This window comes from Micromonospora sp. DH13 (assembly GCF_020873825.1).
Taxonomy (GTDB): Bacteria; Actinomycetota; Actinomycetes; order Mycobacteriales; family Micromonosporaceae; genus Micromonospora; species Micromonospora haikouensis.
The window spans coordinates 40,585-61,542 of sequence record NZ_JAHWGR010000043.1 but is presented as its reverse complement, the minus strand read 5'-3'; the positions used below and the strand labels follow the sequence as shown (position 1 = coordinate 61,542).

18 protein-coding genes are annotated in these 20,958 nt (G+C 71.9%); 5 read left to right on the top strand and 13 right to left on the bottom strand.

Going from position 1 to position 20,958, the window contains the following annotated elements; translation table 11 throughout:
- Positions 1–112 precede the first annotated feature (112 nt).
- Positions 113–1,780, bottom strand: a complete 1,668-nt coding sequence (locus tag LPA42_RS29465; RefSeq protein WP_228987013.1) for an amidase — start codon at positions 1,778–1,780, stop codon at positions 113–115.
- Positions 1,780–2,079: a hypothetical protein gene (locus LPA42_RS29460; protein WP_077937677.1), complete on the bottom strand. Its 300-nt coding sequence runs from the start codon at positions 2,077–2,079 to the stop codon at positions 1,780–1,782. Before LPA42_RS29460 ends, LPA42_RS29465 begins: the two co-directional genes overlap by 1 nt.
- Before the next feature lie 321 nt (positions 2,080–2,400).
- Between LPA42_RS29460 and LPA42_RS29455 the strand changes: the two genes are divergently transcribed.
- Entirely contained in the window at positions 2,401–3,417 is a 1,017-nt protein-coding gene (locus LPA42_RS29455) for a DUF1996 domain-containing protein (RefSeq protein ID WP_077937676.1), read from the top strand.
- Positions 3,418–3,493: 76 nt separating this feature from the next.
- Here the strand turns inward: LPA42_RS29455 and LPA42_RS29450 are convergent, their stop codons facing one another.
- Entirely contained in the window at positions 3,494–4,474 is a 981-nt protein-coding gene (locus tag LPA42_RS29450) for an ion transporter (RefSeq protein ID WP_228987012.1), read from the bottom strand.
- A gap of 473 nt (positions 4,475–4,947) precedes the next feature.
- On the opposite strand from LPA42_RS29450, the gene LPA42_RS29445 reads away from it, so the two are divergent.
- Positions 4,948–6,507, top strand: a complete 1,560-nt coding sequence (locus LPA42_RS29445; RefSeq protein ID WP_077937672.1) for a polysaccharide lyase family 1 protein — start codon at positions 4,948–4,950, stop codon at positions 6,505–6,507.
- Here the strand turns inward: LPA42_RS29445 and LPA42_RS29440 are convergent.
- A complete protein-coding gene (locus LPA42_RS29440) occupies positions 6,504–7,490 on the bottom strand; it encodes a DMT family transporter (RefSeq protein ID WP_096761643.1) in 987 nt (328 codons plus the stop codon). The genes LPA42_RS29445 and LPA42_RS29440 overlap by 4 nt on opposite strands.
- Positions 7,491–7,515: 25 nt before the next feature.
- On the opposite strand from LPA42_RS29440, the gene LPA42_RS29435 reads away from it, so the two are divergent.
- Both LPA42_RS29435 and LPA42_RS29430 read left to right on the top strand, forming a co-directional pair.
- Entirely contained in the window at positions 7,516–8,895 is a 1,380-nt protein-coding gene (locus tag LPA42_RS29435) for a PLP-dependent aminotransferase family protein (RefSeq protein ID WP_228987011.1), read from the top strand.
- A gap of 1,369 nt (positions 8,896–10,264) precedes the next feature.
- The gene (locus tag LPA42_RS29430; RefSeq protein WP_228987010.1) at positions 10,265–10,924 is read left to right on the top strand and encodes a response regulator transcription factor; all 660 of its coding nucleotides are present in this window, start codon (positions 10,265–10,267) and stop codon (positions 10,922–10,924) included.
- Positions 10,925–11,018: 94 nt separating this feature from the next.
- On the opposite strand, the gene LPA42_RS29425 is transcribed toward LPA42_RS29430, so the two are convergent.
- On the bottom strand, positions 11,019–12,227 hold the full coding sequence (locus LPA42_RS29425) for an MFS transporter (RefSeq protein ID WP_077937669.1): 1,209 nt from the start codon (positions 12,225–12,227) through the stop codon (positions 11,019–11,021).
- A gap of 64 nt (positions 12,228–12,291) precedes the next feature.
- On the opposite strand from LPA42_RS29425, the gene LPA42_RS29420 reads away from it, so the two are divergent.
- Complete coding sequence (locus LPA42_RS29420; RefSeq protein WP_077937668.1) at positions 12,292–12,729, top strand: MerR family transcriptional regulator; 438 nt, start codon at positions 12,292–12,294, stop codon at positions 12,727–12,729.
- On the opposite strand, the gene LPA42_RS29415 is transcribed toward LPA42_RS29420, so the two are convergent.
- Genes LPA42_RS29415 through LPA42_RS29380 form a run of 8 tightly spaced genes read right to left on the bottom strand, consistent with a single transcriptional unit; the run spans position 12,663 to position 20,958 of the window.
- Positions 12,663–13,598: a fumarylacetoacetate (FAA) hydrolase gene (locus tag LPA42_RS29415; RefSeq protein WP_077937667.1), complete on the bottom strand. Its 936-nt coding sequence runs from the start codon at positions 13,596–13,598 to the stop codon at positions 12,663–12,665. The two genes, LPA42_RS29420 and LPA42_RS29415, sit on opposite strands and share 67 nt — an antisense overlap.
- A gap of 17 nt (positions 13,599–13,615) precedes the next feature.
- Positions 13,616–14,902, bottom strand: a complete 1,287-nt coding sequence (locus LPA42_RS29410; RefSeq protein WP_077937666.1) for a pyridoxal phosphate-dependent aminotransferase — start codon at positions 14,900–14,902, stop codon at positions 13,616–13,618.
- Positions 14,899–16,527, bottom strand: a complete 1,629-nt coding sequence (locus LPA42_RS29405; protein ID WP_077937665.1) for an AMP-binding protein — start codon at positions 16,525–16,527, stop codon at positions 14,899–14,901. Before LPA42_RS29405 ends, LPA42_RS29410 begins: the two co-directional genes overlap by 4 nt.
- Positions 16,524–17,645, bottom strand: coding sequence for a Glu/Leu/Phe/Val dehydrogenase dimerization domain-containing protein (locus tag LPA42_RS29400; RefSeq protein ID WP_077937664.1), 1,122 nt, complete (start codon positions 17,643–17,645; stop codon positions 16,524–16,526). The genes LPA42_RS29405 and LPA42_RS29400 overlap by 4 nt, the downstream gene beginning before the upstream one ends.
- A 39-nt stretch (positions 17,646–17,684) precedes the next feature.
- A complete protein-coding gene (locus tag LPA42_RS29395) occupies positions 17,685–18,248 on the bottom strand; it encodes a type 1 glutamine amidotransferase (RefSeq protein WP_077937663.1) in 564 nt (187 codons plus the stop codon).
- Positions 18,249–18,260: 12 nt separating this feature from the next.
- The gene (locus LPA42_RS29390; RefSeq protein ID WP_077937662.1) at positions 18,261–19,058 is read right to left on the bottom strand and encodes an acetylglutamate kinase; all 798 of its coding nucleotides are present in this window, start codon (positions 19,056–19,058) and stop codon (positions 18,261–18,263) included.
- Entirely contained in the window at positions 19,055–20,110 is a 1,056-nt protein-coding gene (gene argC / locus LPA42_RS29385) for an N-acetyl-gamma-glutamyl-phosphate reductase (RefSeq protein ID WP_077937661.1), read from the bottom strand. Before argC ends, LPA42_RS29390 begins: the two co-directional genes overlap by 4 nt.
- On the bottom strand, positions 20,107–20,958 hold the full coding sequence (locus tag LPA42_RS29380; protein ID WP_077937660.1) for a RimK family alpha-L-glutamate ligase: 852 nt from the start codon (positions 20,956–20,958) through the stop codon (positions 20,107–20,109). The genes argC and LPA42_RS29380 overlap by 4 nt, the downstream gene beginning before the upstream one ends.

The following is a 20,958-nucleotide window of genomic DNA, read 5'->3' as shown; positions in this document are numbered from 1 at the left end:
ACTGAGACGGCGACCACCGAGATCTACACAGTATACTTCGTCGGCAGCGTCAGTTGTGTATAAGAGACAGTCCTGGTGGCGTACCCGGTCGGCGGGCCGGCGACGACGGGGTTCACTGGGCCAGCTCGGCGACCTCCTCGGCGGTCAGCCGCAGGGCGGCGGGGGCCACGGGCGACGCCAGGCCGCGCGCCGCGGCGGCCGGGGCGGGCGGGGCCGCCGGCGGGTCGGCGGGACGCCGCCGGTGCCAGTCGGTGACCGCCTGGTACGCCGCCGCCACCGACAACAGCCGGTCCTCGCCGTACGGCAGGCCGCCGAGGATGGTGCCGATCGGCACGCCCGCGGCGGTGAACCCGATCGGGAAGGCGATCTCCGGCAGGCCGAGGATGTCGAACGGCACCGGGCTGGTCTGCACCACCACGTCGCAGGAGGCGAAGAGCTGGTCGAGCACCCGCTCCATGAGCAGCAGCTTGGCCCGCTGGCCGGTGATGAACTCGTCGGCGCCCAGCAGCGCGCCCTGCAGCCAGCCCGTCACAGACACGCCGAAACCGCGCAGGTCGGTGCGCAGGTACGGCATGAACGGCTCGCTGCGCTCGGGCAGCCGGACGTTGTTGAACGCGCCGCCGGTGAGCAGGTCCCACTCGTCGGGCAGCGGCACGTCCACCACGGTCGCGCCGGGGATCGCGGCGAGCTTCGCCAGGTACGCGGCCCGCGCCGCCGCCGTCTCGGTGGTGCCGGCGGTGAAGCCCGGCAGCACGCCGATGCGGGTCTTCCAGCGCAGCTTCAGCTTGCCGCCGGAGTACGCCGGGGTGGCCGCGTCGATCAGCTTCGGCACCCCGGGCAGGCCCTGCGTGCGCGGGTCGGCGGGGTCCTCGCCGGCCATCGCGGTGAGCATGATGGCCGCGTCCTTGGCGTCGCGGGCCAGCGGGCCGGGGTGGTCGCGGGTGTAGCTGAGCGGGATGATGCCGTGCAGCGAGACGCGGCCCATCGTCGGCTTGAGGCCGGTGAGGTTCTGCGCGTTGGACGGCGCGGTGATCGAGCCGCCGGTCTGGGTGCCGGTGCCGGAGGCGGCGAGCCGCCCGGCGACGGCGGTGGCGGTGCCGGTGGACGAGCCGCCGGGGTCGGTGCGACTGTCGGTCGGGGTCCACGCGTTGACGGTGGTGACCACCCCGCTGGGGGTGGTGGCCCGGGTGGTGGCCAGCGGCCCCATCTGGGTCTTGCCGAGCACGATCGCCCCGCCGGCGAGCAGCCGGGACACGGCCGTGGCGTCGTACGGCGGCCGGAAGTCGGCGAACAGGTAGGAGTTGGCGGTGGTGGGCACCCCGGCGGTGTAGTAGTTGTCCTTGATCGCCAGCGGGATGCCGTGCAGGGCGCCGCGCCGGGGCTTCTTCGCCAGGGCGGCCGCCGCCTTGGCCGCCGCCTCGGCGAGCACCAGGTTGAACGCCTGGTACGTGCCGTCGTACGTGGAGATGCGGGCCAGGTACGCCTCGACCAGCTTGGCGGGGGTCAGCTTGCCGGCGCGGATCAGCCAGGCCGCCTCGGCGACGGTGAGTTCGGTGGGGTCGGCCACGGCCTCCGGGCGGGGCTTGACGTAGGCGTTGGGCACGTCCAGCGCCGGGTTCCACTTCGCGGCCGTGAGCAGGGGTGTTCGGGCCGGACCGGCCGCCGAGGCCACGGCGGGCAGCCCGACGGCGCCGCCGACCGCCGACGCGGCGGCCAGGGCGGCGGTGCGGGCGAGGAAGGCTCGGCGGTCGACGCCACGGTCGACGGGGGCTGCGGTCATCACTTCCGCCATTCCGTGCTGATCGAGGGGTAGAGCATCGGCGCGGGCTGCTGGGACAGCGCCATGGCGACGACGGGGCCGGTGCCGGCCGGGGCGGGCAGCTGGTACGCGGCGAGCGTGCCGACGGTGCCACGGACGAAGGACCGCAGGGACGCCAGCACGGTGTCGCGGCCGGGGGAACCGGTCTGGGGGTCGGCGGTGGTGCCGGGCGGGAGCTGGTCGAGGTCGATGCCGAGGGACGCGAGCCGGGCGCGGATGAGGACGTCCAGTTCGGCGTCGGTCGGTGGGGTTGGCGCCAAGGGGTACTCCTCCTGGGGTGGGAGATGATGCGCCCACTGTCGGACCGGGCCGTGTCGCCGGCGTGTCGAGTTGATCTCGACGCGGTGAACCCACGCGGGTCTATGCCCTCTGACCTGCGCGGTCGCCGGCCGTCCCGCCCCGCCCGCCCGCCGGGCCGCCCCGGGACCCGACCGTCCGGAGTGGACCTGCCGCGTCGTCACTCAGATTGACAGGCATAACTGCGTTCGGTTATCAATGACGCAGAGAGCGCTCTCCCATCCGTCCCGTCTACGGCCCGGCGATCCCGGGCCGGTGCCCGGTGCGCCGGGCGAGGAGGAAGCATGCGGTTCATCCGAGGGCGCCGAGACGCCGGCCCGATCCCCCGCCCGCCCCTGCGCCGCGTCGGCGCGCTGACCGTGGCGCTGCTGACCCTGGTCGCGGGCGGGGTGCTGGCCGACCGGGACGCCGTCGACGCGCGGGCGGCGACCGGCGGTCCGGCCGCCGCCGGCAGCCACGCCGGTCACGCGTACGCGCTCAGCCCCGAGCAGGAGGCCGCCGCCCTGGAACTCCAGCTCGCGCCGGTGCGCGGCTCCGAGTTCCGGGCCGACTGCCCGAGCAAGGGCCGGGCCAACGACGACCCGATCGTCATGTGGGGCCGCCCGGGCGCCTCGCACACGCACGAGTTCTTCGGCAACACCACGACCAACGCGTACACCGACCTGGCCTCGCTGCGGGCCGGCGGGACGACCTGCAACCCGGTGGCCGACAAGTCCGCGTACTGGGTGCCGACGCTCTACCAGAACGGCGTGGCGCAGAAGCCGCAGAGCGTCCGGATCTACTACCAGGGCCTCACCGACCGGGCGAACGTCAAGCCCCACCCCCAGGGCCTGCGGATCGTGGTGGGCAACCCGCTTGCCACCAGCGCGGGCGAGAACCCCGCCGCCCGGTGGAACTGCGTCGGCATCCCGGCCGCCAGCGGCGACTTCCCGGTCTGCCCGGCCGGGTCCAAGCTGGAGACGTACCTGGACTTCCCGACCTGCTGGGACGGGAAGAACCTGGACAGCCCCGACCACAAGAGCCACATGGCGTTCGGCCTGGGCGGCGTGGGCGGCACCTGCCCGGCCAGCCACCCGGTGCCCGTGCCCCGGCTGGAGTTCCTCATCACGTACGACGTGCGGGGCACCGGGCTCAGCCTGGCCGGCATCCGCAACGGGGCCAACGTGACCACCGCCCCCGGCTACACGTTCCACGGCGACTTCTTCAACGCCTGGGACGAGGCGGAGCTCGCCCGGCGGGTGAAGACCTGCATCGTCGACGGCTACATCTGCGGCAACGACGGGCAGCCGATCCAGCAGTGACGCTCCCGGCGGCGGCGCGCGTCGACCCACCGGCCGGCGCGCGCCGCCGCGTCGTCGCCCGCCGGCCCCAAGGGTCCTACGCCCTGTCGTCGCGGTCGATGCGCAGCTCCCGCTCCAGTTCGGCGATGACGGCCCGCAGGTCGTCGAGCCGCTGGGTGAGCGCGATCCGGTCCACCTCGTCGGGCACGCCGTCGCCGTCGGCGTCGTAGTCCGGGGCCAGCCGCTCGGTCATCTCCAGCCGGCGGGCCTCCTCCATGGAGTTGACGATGACCGCGATCAGGATGTTGAGCAGCAGGTTGACGGTGATCATCACGTAGCTGACGTAGTAGACCAGCGTCCACGGCGACAGGGCCATGCCCTGCGCCACGAGGTCGGGCAGGGTCTCCAGCGACAGCAGCACGAACAGGGTCAGCAGCGACCGTCCGATGTCGCCGTACTCCTCCGGCTGGGAACGGCCGAAGATCAGCCAGCCGGCCATGCCGTACACGTAGAGCGTCACGCCGGCGAGCGCGAGGAAGCCGGCGACGCCCGGCAGGCTGCGCCACAACGCCGCCACGATCGTGCGCAGGCCCGGCGAGAAGCGCACCAGCCGCAGCATCCGGGCGACCCGGACGACGCGCAGCAACGCGGAGTCACCGTGCAGGCCGGGCACGAAGATCGCAGCGGTCACCAGGAAGTCGAAGACGTTCCAGCCGTGGCGGAAGAAGTCCTGCGGCCGACGGCCGTAGGCCAGCACCCGCACGCCGATCTCGGCGACGAAGGCGAGCCGGAAGGCCCACTCCAGGCCGCGCAGCACCGGCCGCGCCGACCCCAGGTGCGGGTACGTCTCGACGCCGAGCACCGCCCCGTTGGCCAGGATGAGCACGACGATGGCGATCTCGAAGGGCCGGGACCGGGTGACCCGTGCGCACCGCCCGGCCAACCCCGCCGCGCCCCGTCCCGCCGCCGGACGCCCGCCGGACGCGCCGCCCCCACCGGACGACGACCCGCCGCCGGACGCGCCGCCCCCTCTGGACGACGACCCCCCGCCGGCCACCGGCGGAGGCGCATCGAGCATCCCCCCACCCTACCGGGCCGACCCCGACGCGATCTTGGCCGGTCGTGGTCGCCCGGTGACACGACGTGTCCACGTTCGACGACAGGCGTTGTGGTGGCGGCGCGCACCGAGGGCTTTACCGCGCAAAGCGGACACGTCCTTGCCATACCCATTCACCGATCCCTATTCTCGGTGTCGGAAAGCGCTTTCCAGGCGACGCGGGTCCGGTCGGTCGGCGGCGATCATCGCCGCGGTCCGGTGCGATCTCCTGCGCATGTTGCCACCTCCACCGGTCCGTCGCGGGCGGGTCCCGTACCGGACGCCGACGCACCGGAACGAGGGTGGACGCCATGACGAAGACGCAGCACGCCGCCCGTCGACATGTCGACGGCGACGGGCTCCCGTAGACCACGTCCCAGGGCGGGGGCCTCCTCGTCGCCTCCGGCAGTCGCCGGGCGTACCACCTCCAGGAACACATCGAAGGCGAGGCAAGGATGAGACGACCAGTCCCACTGCGACTCCACGCGGCGGTGGCCGCGACGGTCATCGGGGCCGCGATCTGCGTGGCACTGCCGACGCCCCAGGCGTCGGCGGCGACCGGCGGCGTGACCGGCTACGCGACCCAGAACGGCGGGACCACCGGCGGCGCGGGCGGGCAGACGGTGCGCGCCACCACCGGGACCGCGATCCACACGGCGCTGTGCACCCGGGCCAGCAGCAGCACCCCGATCATCATCCAGGTCGAGGGGACCATCAACCACGGCAACACCGCCAAGGTGTCGGGCAACAGCTGCAACACCAACGCCGGCCTGATCGAGCTCAAGCAGATCAGCAACGTCACGATCGTCGGCGTCGGCAGCGGGGCGGTCTTCGACCAGCTCGGCATCCACATCCGCGACTCCAGCAACATCATCATCCAGAACGTGACCGTCCGGAACGTCAAGAAGTCGGGCTCGCCCACCTCCAACGGTGGCGACGCCATCGGCATGGAGAGCACCGTCCGCAACGTCTGGGTCGACCACGTCACCCTGGAGGCCTCCGGCGGTGAGGCGGAGGGCTTCGACGGCCTGTTCGACATGAAGGACAACGTGCAGTACGTGACGCTGTCCTACAGCATCCTGCGCAACTCGGGCCGGGGCGGCCTGGTCGGCTCCAGCGAGAGCGACCTGGGGAACAACTACATCACGTTCCACCACAACCTGTACGAGAACCTCGACTCACGCGCGCCGCTGCTGCGCGGCGCCACGGCACACATGTACAACAACTCCTACGTGAACCTGCGCGAGTCCGGCATCAACTCGCGGGCCGGCGCCAAGGCCAAGGTGGAGAACAACTACTTCAAGGACTCCAAGGACGTCCTGGGCACCTTCTACACCAACGAACGCGGCACCTGGCAGGTCGCCGGCAACATCTTCGACAACGTGACCTGGTCCAGCCCCGGCAACGAGAACTACCCGGCGGGGCCGAACCCGACCTCCACCACCACCGTCAGCATCCCCTACTCCTACCGCCTCGACGGGGCCAGCTGCGTGCCCAACCTGGTGCGCCAGACGGCCGGCGCCAACAAGGGCCTGCAGGTGTCCGACGGCAGCTGCACGCCGCAGACCCCGGCACCGACCACGCCCGCGCCGACCAACCCGACCCCCGGGCCGACCACCCCGACGCCGGGCCCGACCAACCCGGGCGGCACGAACCTCAGCCTCGGGGCCGGCGCCGACGGCTCCAGCAAGGCCGACGGCAGCAGCTACGGCAACGTGCTGGACGGCAACCTGAGCACCTTCTGGTCGCCCTCCGGCTCCACCGGCCGGATCTCGGTCAAGTGGGACGCCGCCGTCCGGGTCGGCTCGGTGAACATCCGCGAGGCCTCCGGCGCCACCGGCGTCATCCGCTCCTGGCGACTGGTCAACAACGACACCGGCGCCGTGCTCGCCTCGGGGAGCAACGGGGTGGGCGTCGCGTCCTTCAGCCCGACCTCGCTCAAGAAGATCAACCTGGAGATCACCGGCGCGAACGGCACGCCGCGGGTCGCCGAGTTCGAGACGTACGCCGGCTAGCGCTGCGCCGCTGATCGGCGGGGATCGGGGCCGGGGGCCGTCGGCACGTGCGACGGCCCCCGGTTCTCGCCCGCGAGGGGAACGACCCGCGCGGCGCGGATGCGCTGGGTGAGGGCGACGCAGAGCAGGACCAGCAGCGCGGCGGCGACGGCGGCGGGCGTGACGCCCTCGCCGAGCAGGAGGGCCGACCAGCCCAGGGTGAGCAGGGGCTGGGCGAGCTGGAGCTGGCCGACCCGGGCGACGCCGCCCCGGGCCAGGCCCGCGTACCAGGCGAAGAAGCCGAGGAACATCGACACGGCGGTGAGGTAGGCGAACCCGAGCCACGCGACGGGCCCCGCGTGCGGCGGGGTACGCACGGCGGCGACGGCGGTGATGGCGACCGTGGCGGGCGCCGACAGCACGAGCGCCCAGCAGATGGTGTTCGCCCCGCCGAGCTCCCGCGCCAGCGCGCCGCCCTCCGCGTAGCCGAGCGCGCAGAGGACGACGGCCGCGAGCAGGAACAGGTCCGCGATCGCCGGGGCGGCGGACGCGCCCGAGCCGACCGTCGTGAAGATCAGCACCGCGACGACGCCCGCACCGCTGGCGACCCAGAACAACGTCGGGGGGCGTTCCCGGGCGCGCAGCACGGCGAAGACCGCCGTGAGGCCCGGCAGGACCGCGATCACCACCGCGCCGTGGGCGGCCGTGCTGGCGGTCAGCGCCAGCGAGGTGAACAGGGGGAAGCCCACCACGACCCCGGCGGCGACGACCAGCAGCCTTCGGCACTGCCCGGCGGACGGCCAGGGCACCCGCCGGGCCCACAGGTAGAGCGCGGCCAGGCCGGCGGCGCCGACGGCGCGCCCGAAGGCCACCACCCACGGGTCGAGGTCGCCGACGGCGACGCGGGTGGCGGGCAGGGACATGCTGAAGGCCAGCACGCCCACCGCGCCCAGCGCGCTACCCGTTATCGCACCACGGCGGGAAGTGTTACTCTCATCTCTCATGAATGACGATAACGCTGTCGATCGCGTGATCCAAGATCTGCGTCGGGTGATCGCCGCCGGCGCGGGCACCCGGCTGCCGTCCGTGCGGGAGCTGACCGCCCGGCACCGCGCGTCACCGGCGACCGTCGCGCGGGCGACCCGCCGACTGGTGGCCGAGGGGCTGGTGGAGGCCGTCCCCGGCCGCGGCGTCTTCGTCGTCGACCCGCCCGGCGGCCCGCCGGTCGCACCGGACCTGTCCTGGCAGGCCGTCGCGCTCGGGGCCCGGCCGGCGGGCGAGGAGGCGATGCAGGCGTTGCTCGCCGTCCCGCCGCCCGGGGCGGTCCCGCTGTCGGGCGGATATCTCGACCCCGCGCTGCAACCCATCGCGGCGCTGGGCGCGGCCCTCAACCGGGCCGCGCGCCGCCCCGAGGCGTGGCACCGGGGGCCCGTGGCCGGCAGCGCGGAGCTGCGGGCCTGGTTCGCGCGGGAGTGCGGCGGGGTGTGGCACGCCGACGACATGACCGTCTGCCCGGGCGGGCAGGCCGCGCTCTCCACCGCGATCCGGGCGCTCACCGCCCCGGGTGAGGCCGTGCTGGTGGAGTCCCCGACCTATCTCGGCGTGCTCGCGGCGGCCCGGGCGGCCGGGCGGCAGGTGGTGCCCGTCCCGGCCGACGCCGACGGCGTACGGCCGGACCTGCTGGCCACGGCCCTGCGGCGCACCGGCGCGCGGCTGTTCTACTGCCAGCCGCTGTACGCCAACCCGCACGGCGGCGTCCTGCGCTCCGACCGGCGCGCCGCCGTGCTGGCCGCCGTGCGGGACGCGGGCGCGTTCCTGCTCGAGGACGACTACGCCCGGGACCTGGGCATCGACGGCGATCCGCCGCCGCCGCTGGCGACGGACGACGTCGACGGCCACGTCGTGTACCTGCGCTCGCTGACCAAGTCGGTCGCGCCGGGGCTGCGGGTGGCCGCGCTCGGCGCCCGTGGACCGGCCGGGGCGCGGCTGCGCTCCGCCCGCCTCCTCGACGACTTCTTCGTCGCCGGCCCCCTGCAACACGCCGCCCTGGAGTTCGTCACCTCGCCGGCCTGGGCCCGGCACCGCCGCGCCGTGCGGTCCGCCCTGCGGGAGCGCCGCGACGCGCTGCTGTCGGCGCTGCGCCGGCACGCGCCCGACCTGCGGCCCGATGCCGTGCCGCGCGGCGGCCTGCACCTGTGGGTCCGGCTGCCCGACCACGTCGGCGAGGCCGACCTGGTCGCCGCCGCGGCCGCCGAACAGGTCGTCGTCTTCCCCGGGCAGCCCTGGCACGCCGCCGAGCCGCCGGCCGCGTTCCTGCGCCTGACCTACGCCGCCGCCGGCGCGGCGCAGCTCGACGAGGGCGTACGCCGGCTGGCCCGGGCCCTGGCGGGCCTCGGTCGCCACCGGTAGCACGCGCGCCGAAGGCCACCTCCCGTCCCGGAGGGCGGTGGCCGTCGGCGGCGGATCACCCGCCGGCCTCGGCCTGACGGATCTGGCACCGCAGCGCCGCGAAACGCGCCTATTTACTCGCCAGCCCACTTCTCCGATGCCGCGGCGGAGGCTTCCTCACCTTGGCCGGCAAACCATGATCAGGAAGCTTCGTGAGAATACGATGAGAACGCCGTGCGCCCAATCTCTTTCGACCCTCTCCACGCGACCGTCAACAACCCTTACAACTCCCTGTAGCCACGAATGCTCGACCGGTATCCAATAGGTCCGCCGCCGGCGACAGTGGCTTTCCCATTGATGGAAATCCATGCTCTGCGGGTCAGGTGACGTAGGGTGTCGATAGCGTGGTCGGGTCGAGGAACGCGCCGTCCGACATCCTTTCGCGTCCCCGCCCGGTCCAGAGTCGGTTGACCGCGTCGTGCCAGGCGTTCACGCGCTCGACATCATCGTCGAACCGCCTGGACGGGCGGACTGACACCTCACCGCCGACCCTTCAACTGCCGCCCAATGGCTACCGTCCGCAGTCGAATGGCAGCGTCCGCACATATAACGCACAACAACTTCTCGGCGCCAAGCCAGTTGGGAACCTGCGGCCAGCGACGACCCCAGCAGATACGACGAGCCGAACCACGCCGCCCGGGCGGCAGCGGCCGGCTACATATTGTCGCCACCCACTGGGCAGACTCGCCCGCCGACCCCCGCAACCCACCGCGGAACAGTCACGGCTCCACGATTGCCCACGCCCGCCTACGGACCCTCTAGAGGTCACCAGAAGGCCGCAAAAAACCCGAATTTGCTTCGCCTGGACGAACAAAAGCCCCGAGCTACCCCGGCGCCCCACCTCAACCGGCCCGCCGACGCCACCAACACACAGGCTGATCGACGCCGTCCGCCCCACCAGAGGATGTCACGTTGCGTAGCACGATCCGACAGGGAGGACCCTCCACCACCGAGCTCCACGCCACCGGTCCGCGCCACCTCCGGCCATTTTGACGATCATTGACGTCTATGTCGCACTTGCCTCTCGACCAGCCGCACCTGACCCATTAGCGCGACCTATCGCGGATCGCCTTTCCGAGTCGCAACCACCGACGAACAGGCATATCGACCCCTTTGGACTTATCTGCGCGCCATCGCCACGATACCGACCCGGATGACAATAGCGGCGAACCCAACGCCGGAGCCGAAAGCCCTCGAACAGCTTCCACTGTCCACTCACGACAGTCGTTGACCGGCAGAATGATCGCCACTATCATTCTATTGCTTTGGCGATCACTTGTGATGATCAGTTACGACGGGTATAGAGAGGGGTGTCGTGACACGGGGAACAGTGCGCGTTCTGGTCGTCGAAGGGCGGGCGGTCCAAGCCGAGGCGCGGCGACAGGATCTGCGCCGGCAGGGATATGTGGTCAGCAGTGTCGACTCCGGCGCCAAAGCCATGCAGGCGCATCGAATATCGGATTTCGTCCTGCTGGACCTCGACCTGCCGGATATCGACGGGATCGAGGTCTGCCGGTCGATCAGGGCCACCGGCAGCAAACCCATCATCACGGTGTCGTCGGGTGACACCGAGACCGACCGGATTCTGGCCCTCAACGCCGGCGCCGACGACTGCCTGGACGCCGACTGCGGCCCGCGGGAGATGCTGGCCCGGATCGAGGCAGTCCTGCGTCGCTCGCTGCCGTGTCGCCAGTGCGACCGCGTCATCAGCCTGGGCTCGCTCAGTCTCGACGGACAGAGCCACGAGGCCCGGTTGCGGGGCCAGCCGGTGAAGCTCACCGGCAGAGAGTTCGAACTGCTGCACAAGCTGGCCTCCCATCCGGACGAGGTGTTGTCCCGCAAGCAACTGATGGCGAGTGTCTGGGGAACGAGTTGGGCCGATGCCAGCCGCACGATCGACACCCATGTCCGGAGCCTGCGCGCCAAGCTCGGGGCCCGGTCCTGGATCATCACGGTGCGGGGCGTCGGCTACCGCATCGGTCGTGGCTGAGCACGGCTGTTCGCCCAGCTGACCGGGCACGGTCCTGCCGCGCGGGGACTCCAGCGCGTCCACAGCCCGTGCCCGGCCATGGCTGCCGATCGCCTCAGTGCAGGTTCGGGCGTTGAGCCGGGAAGGCATGCCGCCGGGCCACGACGACGACCAGCAACACCGGAATCATCAGAGCCAGCACGCCGAAGGGGAACGAGGTCGGCCCCAGGACGGCAAGCAGGATGCCACCGACAGCGCCGCCACCGGCCATGAACGAGTTCCAGGTGGTCACCAGCAGTGCCTGACCCCGATCACCGCCGGCATCCGTGACGGCGGTCTGCAACAGGGTGGTCACGCCACCCCAGCCCAGGCCCCACAGGATCATCGACGCGAAGACCACGAGGTCGCTGCGGGCGGCGACCGCCAACAGCACCGCGGCGATGACGAACAGCGCCGCGGAGCCGATGGTGAGCGTGCGCAGCTTGCGGTCGACCAGGGCGCCGGTGACCAGGATGCTCACCACGGACGCGATGCCGAACACCAGCAGGACGACGTCACGCCGCCCGCCCATGTCGTACTCGTCGAGGAAGGTGGAGATGTAGGTGTAGAGGACGTTGTGGGCCAGCACGTAGGCGGCGACGGTGAACAGCACCGCCACCACGCCGGGCAGCCTCAGCGCCTGCAGGATCGGTTCCCGCTGCCCGGCCTTCTGACCGGGCGCGGCGGGGACCGAGAGCCCGATCCAGAACAACAGCAGGCCGGAGATCGCGGCCACCAGCCCGAAGGTGAGGCGCCAGCCGAAGAGCCCGCCGAGGAACGTGCCTACTGGAATGCCCAGCGCCAGGGCCAGCGGCACGCCGGCCATGGTGACGGAGATGGCCCTGCCCTGCAGGTGCGCCGGCGCCAGCCGGCGCGCGTATCCCACCAGCTCGGCCCAGACCGCCGCTGCGGCGATGCCGGCCAGCAGGCGGAACGCCATGATCAGGGTGTAGCTGGAGGACGTTGCGGTGACGACGTTGGCGATCGCGAAGGTGGCGACGGCCACCAGCAGCAGCTGCTTGCGTCCCCACGCCGAGGTCGCCGCGATCAGCGGGATCGCCGAGACCCCGGTCGCGATGGCGTAGATGGTCAGCATCTGACCGGCCGCCGACTCGCTGACGGACAGGTCGCGGGCCATCTCCGGCAGCACGCCCGCAGGCAGCGCCTCGGTGAGGATGCCCATGAAGGCTGCGGTGCTCAGGGCCAGAAGAGGCGACCAGGGCAGTTTGTTCCCGGCCGCTGGGGCGGCTATAGGTTTCGAGGTGACAGTCCGGGAAGTCGTCATGCCGATATGCTCAAACCTTCTCATAGATGTGATGGTCAAGGGCGATTGAAGTGAGGTGCGCCATATGCGGATCGGGTCTCTGGCAGACCGCACCGGGACCTCCCGGCGGCTGCTGCGGTACTACGAGGAGCAGGGCCTGATTGGCTCCACCCGCTGCGCCAACGGCTACCGGGACTATGCGGAGTCCTGCGTGGACAAGGTGATCCAGATCCGGGGGCTGCTGGACGCCGGGCTGCCGGTCCGGGTGATCCGGGAGGTCCTGCCGTGCACGGACACTCCCCGGACCATCCGGATCTCGGCGGCCACCAGCGACACCATCGCGCTGTTGGAGAGAGAGCGGGACCGGATGACCGAGCGCATCCGTTGCCTGGAGCGCAACCGGGACGCCATCTCCAACTATCTCGAAGCGATCCGTCTCGAGACGGTCCAGGTGACTCAGCAGGCCGGCTGCTCCCAGCCGGCGAAGCCGGCCGAGGCCGTCGTGTCGGGCACGGGAGCGTAACGGACCTCGTTCGACAGCACCACGCCGTGGCTGGTCAGGTCGAAGGTGATCCGGTCGCCGTCGGCGATGCGGAAGCCCGCGTGGTAGCTGGCCTTGTCCGAGCCCAGCAGCAGGTAGTTCACCAGCCCCGGACGGCGGAGTCCGGGGAAGGCGAACAGGTGGTCCACCATGTCCGTGACGCGCTGGAAGATGGCATCCGCACCGCAGGTGAAGTCACCCTTCCAGGCCGCGACGCCGTCGCGTTCGATGATGATCTGCCCGGCGACCGCCTGCGGCGGTGCGCCGAGGAACAGCCACGGTGTCATCGAGGTGTCGCACAGCTTGGCGTACGGCGTCCAACCCCAGGGATTCTGCAGGTGCAGCCCGATGTCGTTGAGGTCGTTGGCGAAGGTGTAACCGGCATAGTGCGGAGTGCCGTCCTGGCCGTTGACGAAGACGAGGGCGACCTCGGGTTCCTCCAGCAGCGCCACCGCCGAGGCCGGCACCGTCAGCGGACGGCCGTTGGTCTCCAGCCACGATCCGTTGCCCTTGATCAGCCAGTTCGGTGCCCGGAACTCCTCGTCCGGCGCCGGCGGTTCGGGGAACTTGGACCGGTGGGTTCCCATGAACCCGGTGATCAGCGAGTCGCCGGAGGTGCCCGGCAGCAGCGGCGGCAGGTAGTGCAGCTCCGGATCGTCGGCGGGGACGGTGATCGTGGCGGCGCTGGAGGTCACCGACCGCAGCAGCGCCTGCGGGCCACCGTCGGCCAGGACGGCCTCACGCAACTGCGCGTCGGATACCGGGTGCAGCGGGATCGGCACGCCGGGCGCCGGCAGGCCGACTCCCGCGTAGCGCTGCCCCCGGTACTCACACTCGAACAGAATGGACATGCAGAGCCTCCTTGAGCTCAACGGGCGGAACGGATCGGTGCGGTCAGATCGGTGAGGACCTCCGTGGCGCGATCGACGGCCGCTTTGATCCAGGGCAGTGCGAGGGGATCCCGGGCGGCCAGCGCGGCCGAGCGTTCGGCATCGGATTCGCCATACAGCCGGCTGGTCGCCGCCCGGATCCGCAACGACCGGCCGCCCTCGCCGAAGGCGGTCCCGGGTAACAGCGCCACGCCGTACCGCGTGCTGAGCAACCTGGCCAGGTCGTCAGCACCGTTGACGCCGTGGACGCGCGACAGCCCGTGCCGCAACGGCTCGAAGTCGGGGTAGAGATAGCAGGTGGCCTGCACCGGGGCCAGTTCGGCACCGGCTGCGACGAACACTTCGGCCACCTTGCGGGCCACCCGTTCGTGCAGCCGGCGCGAGGCGGCCACCCGGTCGAGCACCTCCGGCGGCTCGGCCAACGCGTAGGCGGCTGCGGCCTGCACCGGCGCCGCCGCGCTCGACCAGATCTGGCTGGCGATGCTCACCAGCCGGGCACGCAGGGCGCTGCCCGCGGCGCCGGCCGGCAGCCGGGCAACGCCCAGCCGCCAGCCGCCCACCGCCAGGTTCTTGGTGAGCCCGGTGGTCACCACCGTGCGCTCCGGCGCGAACCACGCCGGGGAGACCGCCCGGTGGCCCGCGGTGAACACGAGATCGCCGTAGATCTCGTCGGAGATCACCACCAGGTCGAGCTCCCTGGCCACCTGTGCCAGCTCGCGGACGGTTTCCGGACCGGCGATCGTCCCCGTCGGATTGTCCGGCAGGGTAACGATCACGGCCCGGGGGTTGCGGCCGTGGGCCCGGGCCTCGAGCACCTGTGCGCGTAGTCCTGCCGGATCGGGCACGCCGCCCTGCCCGGGCCGGATCGGCACCGGGATGGGCCGCAACCCCGCCAGCCGCGCGTGCGCGGCGTAGCTCACCCAGCTCGGCACGGGCACGACCACGTCCCCGCCGACTGCCATGAGCAGCGCGAACAGCAGCGGCTTGCTGCCCGGCCCGCAGACCACGTCCGCCGCGTCGGTGGCCAGACCCCGCCGGCCCCAGTACCCCGCGGCCGCCTCCCGCAGCTGCGCGGTGCCGGCCACCGGACCGTACGCGTTGCGGTGCGCCGCCCGGGCCAGTTGTTCGCCCAGCTCCGGCAGCACCGGCAGGCCGATCTCCCCGGTCGCCAGGAACAGCACGCGCTCACCGGCCAGCCGACGGCGGGCGAACTCCTCGTCGGCGGCCAGGGTCGCCGACATGGCCACCGGCACGGGCGCGGTCATGACGTTCCCGCGTACAGTTTTCGCAGCTCGGCCTTGCGCACCTTCCCGGTCAGCGTCTTGGGCAGGGCGTCCACCACTTCCAGCCGTTCCGGCTGAAACCGGGGATCCTGGCCCGCCGCGCGCAGGTGCGCCTGGATGTCCCGCAGCGCCGGCCGGGCACCGCCGCGCGGCACGACGACCGCGAGAATCGGATCGTCCGACTGGCCGGTCGGACCGACAAGAGCCGCCTCGGTGACCCTGGGATGCAACGAGATGACCGCCTCGAGCTCGGCCATCGGCACCACGTCCCCGTCGCGCAGGATCACGTCCGCGGCCCGCCCGAGGATCCGGATGCCGCCGCGCCCGTCCTCCCGGGCCACGTCTCCGGTGTCGAACCAGCCGTCCGAGGTCAGCTGCGAGTCGAACGCGTCCTGCTGCCCCAGGTAACCGAGCGCCCGGGAGGCGCCGCGTACGCGCAGCCGGCCCACCGCAGCCCGCTCGGCCGGGTCGTGGCACTGGTCGATGCGGATCTGCATGGCGTCGATCGGCCGGCCGTGGCTGTGTGCCGCCCAGTTCTCGTCGTAGTCGAGGCGGCTGATCGTGATCGGACCGAACTCCGACATGCCCCACACCGAGTAGGTGCGCGAGCCGAACGTGTCCCGCATCTCGTCCACCAACTCCTGCAGCACCGGTGCCGCGCCGGTGACCGTGTGCTGCAGGCTCGAGACGTCGTGGGGATCGGTCCGCTGGGCCCGCGCCACCCCGGTCAGGGTGGGCGGGGGGCCGTACAGCAGGGTGGCCCGGTACCGCTCCACCAGGTCCAGCAGGCCGTCGCGGTCCGGGCCGTCCTGGAACACCGCGGTCGCGCCCAGCATCACCGAGGCGAGCACCCCCTGGCCGAGGCCCGAGTAGTGCACCAGCGGCGTGGTGACCACAGCCACCAGGTCGTCGCGCAGGTGGAAGGCGTCCACATACCCGCGGACACCCGAGTGGACCGTGTTTTGGCTGTGCACCACGCCCTTGGAGAAGCCGGTCGTCCCGCTGGTGAACAGCACGACGAAGGGCTCGTCCGGCCGCAGCTGGCGGCCCGGCAGTTCGGCGGCCCGGCGCTCCTCCCAGTGCGTCCGCACGAAGTGGTCGTGGAAGTCGAGGCAGCCCTGCGGAGCTGGGCCGCCGACCACCACGAGGTGTTCCAGCGGCAGCCCGTCCCGCATGGAGTGGATCGCCGCGGCCAGGGGTCGGCCCGCCCACTCCGGGACGGTCACGCAGACCCTGGCTCCGGTCAGCGACAGCCGGTGGTGCAGTTCCTCCCCCTGGCACTCCGGGGCGATGGGACAGATCACCGCGCCGACCGCCATGCAGGCGTACATCAGCGGCACGATCTCCCACCGGTTGGGCAGTTGCACGGCGATCGTCTCGCCGCGTCGTACGCCCAGCTCCAGCAGCGCGCCAGCGAACCGGTCGGTCAGCCTGGCGAGTTCCGCGTAGTCCAGGGTGTCGGTGCGGGCGTCACCGAGGCGGCGTCCGGCGACCGCGAGCTTGCGGGGCCGTTCCCGGGCCTGCCGGCGCAGATCGTCGAGGAAGGTGCCGTCCCGCCACCACCCGCGCCGCCGGTACTCCGCGCGGTCGACGGTCGGGCCGGTCACCGCCGGCGCTCCGCGCTACGGACGGCGAGCAGCTCGGGCAGCGGATCGCCGGCACCGGCCGCGGCGATCTCCAGCAGCGCGCGGGTGTTGAGCTGGACCCGGTCGCCGACCCAGTCGAAGACCCAGGCCTTGCGCGCCTCGGCGGGCAGGTCGAAGGGCACGACCCGGGTGACGGCCAGGGCAGCCGAGGCCGCCCCGCCGATGTTGGCGATCACGCCCGGCACCAGGGTGGCGCCCGCCGCCCGCGCCTTCTCCTTGGCCTCGGCGGTGGAGCTCAGGTTGCCGCCCTCGACCACCAGCGCCGCCCGCAGTCGATGCACGTTGTCGGCGTTGAGCGCGTGCTTCTGCGCGGCCAGGATCAGCAGGTCGGCGTCGACGTCCAGCCAGGCGTCCGGGCCGTTGGACACCGTGATCCCGGCCGGCAACCGACTCCGGTCGATGCGCCCGAACTCGTCGGTGATGGCGATCAGGGCGTCCACCGGCAACTGGTCCGCGCTGACCGTGCCGTCGATGTCGGCGACCCCGACGACGAGGTGTCCGCGGGCTTCGAGGAACTGGGCCACCGCACGGCCCACCGCACCGAAGCCCTGTACGACGACCCGGGCCGCCTGCACGCGTCCGCTGGCCTGCAGTGCGGTCACCGCGGCCACCCCGACGCCGTGCCCGGTGCAGTCGATCAGCGGTTCGTAGTACGTACGCCAGTCGATCGGCATGTCCGGGGCACCGAGCCGGAACCTCGGGTCGTAGCCGGCCTCGTCGAAGAAGACGGCCCGGTCGGCCGGGGTCACGCCCATGTCGATGCCCAGGTGGATGCCGCCGTGCAGCAGCGGCTTGACCGTGCGGCCGAAGGTGCGGAAGGTCGTGTCGCGGTCGCTGCCGTCGGCGACGATGCCGGCCTTCGCGCCACCGATCGGCAGACCGGCGAGGGTGAACTTCTGGGTCATGTCGCGGGCCAGCCCCGCGACCTCGGCCTCGGTGACGCCCGGCGTCATCCGCGTGCCGCCCATCGCCAGGCCGTCGTAGAGGGAGTCGACGACCACCCAGCCCTTGATCCTGCCGCCGCAGCCGTTGAGGTGAACGGTGAAGGCGGGGTCGGTCGGGTTCTCACGATCGCTCATCGGCGTTGTCCTTTCGCAGTCGTGCCGATTCGGGGCGGTTCACTGGTAGAGCTGGACGAAGCCACGCAGGATCTCCCGTCCGTCGTCGCGGAACTCCAGGTGCGCCTGGGACCCGAAGATCCGGCCGTCGTCGGAGCGCAGGAACTCCACCGGCGCGTGCTCGGAGCGGCCGATCGACCGGAAACGCGGCGGAGCCTGCTGCAGGTAGAGGGTGTGCCGGTGGAAGACCGTGACGGTCGGCTTCACGAACGTGAAGAGGGGCTCGTCCTTGTCGACCTCGGCCTGGTGGCCGCCGACGCGCTGCGGTCCCTCGGCCAGCTCGCCGCCCTGCGAGACGGCGATGATCTGCATCCCGCCGCAGATCCCGAAGACCGGGACATCGGCGGTCATCACCAGCTCGATCAGCGGACGGTAGTAGTTCGTGTCGTAGGCGCGGACCTTGGTCCCGCTCAGCACGATCGCCTGGTGGCGGCCGTCCAGCTTCGCCGGCACCGAGGCGGCGGTGACCACGTCGGTCGCTGATCCGAGTTCCTCGAACCGGCGGCGGAGTTGGTGCAGTGACAGTGTGCCGTTGTTGACGACAAGTACACGGGGTTGCGCCACGTCGCTTGCTCCTCAGCCTCGGGTGATGGTGGTGCCGGTACGGCCGGACAGCAGCTCGGAGACCGGGCCGCTGCCGAGAACGACCTCGCGTACGCCCTGTTCCAGGGCCTCGCAGGCGGCGCGGAGCTTCTTGCGCATGCCGCCCGTGGCGCCTCGGTCCCGGAAGGCCGCAGCCGCCTCGGCGTCGATCCGGGTCACCGGCCGGCCCTCGATGAGCAGGTGCGCCACATCGGTGACCAGCACCAGGCCGGTGGCCGCGAGCGCGCCGGCGATGGCCGCGGCGGCACGGTCGGCATCGGTGTTGACCTCGCGGTCCGCGCCGTCGCGGGCGAGCGGAGTCACCAGGTGGGCGTAGCCGGGCCGGAGGGTGCCCAGCCGGGCCGGGTCCACCTTGGTGATCGGCCCGACCAGGTTCTCCAACTCCACCAGTTGTTTGCCCTGCCACCACCAGGTCTCGCCCGGTCCCGCCTGCACCAGGCCGTCGCTGCCCAGCAGCCGCTCGACCGGGATGCCGCGCGCCGCCAGCCGGGCGGTCACGTCGTCCGCCAGCTCCGCGCTGACGGTCTTGATGTCGTCGATCACCTCGGGTGTGGTCCACCGGCTCCGGTTGCCGTAGCGGTCCCGTAGGAACGCCGAGGGATCCCGGTAGCGCTCGCTGAACCTCGACAGCGGCTTGGACCATCCGTGCACCAGCACCAGGGGGTGCTGCGCCGCGTGCCCGGCCAGGTCGTCCCACCACGCTCCGGCCAGGTCGTCCAGACAGCTGCCGCCCAGCTTGACCACGATGGGCACCGGCACGTCGCGGCTCATGCGGGCATCACCGGCTGCATCGTCAGGCCGGTCTCCTCCGGCAGCGAGAACCTCAGGTTCGCGGCCTGGACGGCCTGCCCGGCGGCGCCCTTGACCAGGTTGTCGAGGGCGGCGAGGACGACGATCCGGCTGTTCTCCTCGTCGTACAGGACGGTCACGTCGCAGTAGTTGGAGCCCAGCACGGCCTGCGGGTCCGGCACCGGGATCAGGGTCTCGTCGTGCCGGCGGACCCGGACGAAGTGCTTGCCCCGGTAGAAGCGGACGTAGGCCCGGTGCAGATCGCGCTGGCTGGTCTTCTCGTCGGTGAACACGTAGCTGCTGGTCATCAGGCCGCGTACGTGCGAGACGCCGTACGCCGACATCGACAGCGAGCCGACCGCTCCGGGCTTGCTGCGCTCGAAGAAGTCCCGGACCTCGCCGGCGTGCCGGTGCCCGGTCGGCGAGTAGGGCGCGATGGCCCCGTTGCGCAGCGGGTGCAGGTCCGTGGTGCGAAGCGACAGGCCTCCGCCGCTGGAGCCACTCTTGCCGTCCACTACCACGGTCTTCAGGTCGAGTCCCAGCCCCATCGTCAGCGGCGCCAGCGCCAGGGTCATGGACGTGGCGTAGCAGCCCGGGAGCGAGATCAGGGCGGCGTCGGCCAGTTGGTCGGCGACCAGCTCCGGCACCCCGTACACGAACCGGTCGGCCAGCTCGGTCCGCCGGCGGACCTTCGGGTACCAGCGCGCGTGCAGGTCCGGGGTGCGGATCCGGAACGCGCCACTGAGGTCGATCACGGCCGGCACCCGGTCGGCCATCAGCTCGGCCAGCTCCGCCGAGACCGGCGCGGGCGTGGCCAGGAACAGGACGTCGACCTGCTCGGCGACCTCCGCGGTCACCGGTTGCACGGTCAGCCCCAGGTCGCGGCGCAGCCCCGGGTGCAGCTCCGCCGGGCGTCGCCCGATGTTCGAGGAGCCACCCAGGAAGGTGAGCTCCAGTTCGGGGTGCTGGACGATCAGCCTGATCAGTTCGCCGCCGGCCAGTCCGGAGGCACCCACCACGCCGGCCCGGATCACGACAGCACCTCCCGCAGGTGGCGGCCGATCGCGGCCGCGACGTCCACGCCGGTGGCCTCGGCCACGGCCCGGAAGCCGGGAGCGTGGTTCACCTCGTTGACGATGAATCCGTCGGGGGTGTGGAACAGGTCGATCCCGTAGATCCCGGGGCCGAGCACGTCCAGCACACCATCGACGACCTTGGTCACCTCCTGGACGTCTGCGGCGGGACGGGTGGTGTTGCCCAGCGCCGCGTTGTTGCGCCAGTCGTCCCCACCGCTGGTGAACTCGGCCGCGCCCACCAGTTCGTCGCCGACCACCAGGCAGCGCGTCGAGGCGCCGCCGGCCAGGAACGGCTCCACCAGGCACGCCTGCTCGAAGGCGTGTCCGAGATCCTCGACGTAGTCGTAGACCGAGTGCGCGGCGTCGGCGTCGCGGATCAGCGCGACCCGCTTGCCCATCCCGCCGTAGACCGGCTTGAGCACCACGGGCACCGTGAAGTCCGCGAGCGCCCTGGCGAAGTCGGCACGGGACAGCACCAGCCGGAACTCCGGAACCGGGACCCCGGCGGCGCGCAGCGCCGTCCGGAGCACCGCCTTGTTCTCACACAGGTTGATCGCCCGGGCCGTGTTGATCGTCCTGCAGCCGGACTCCTCGGCCAGGGTGGCGATCAGGCCGCCGCGGGTGTAGCTGCGGCTGCGCAGCAGCAGCGCGTCGTATCCGGCCAGCGCGGGTGCGCCCGGATGCCCCAGGCACAACGATTCGTCGTTGATCCATTCCATCGTCAGACCCAGGCCCGGCGCGGCTTCGACGAGTCGCCGTTCCTCCCAGGCGATGCGGTCCGCGATGATCGCGACGGTGGTGGCCAT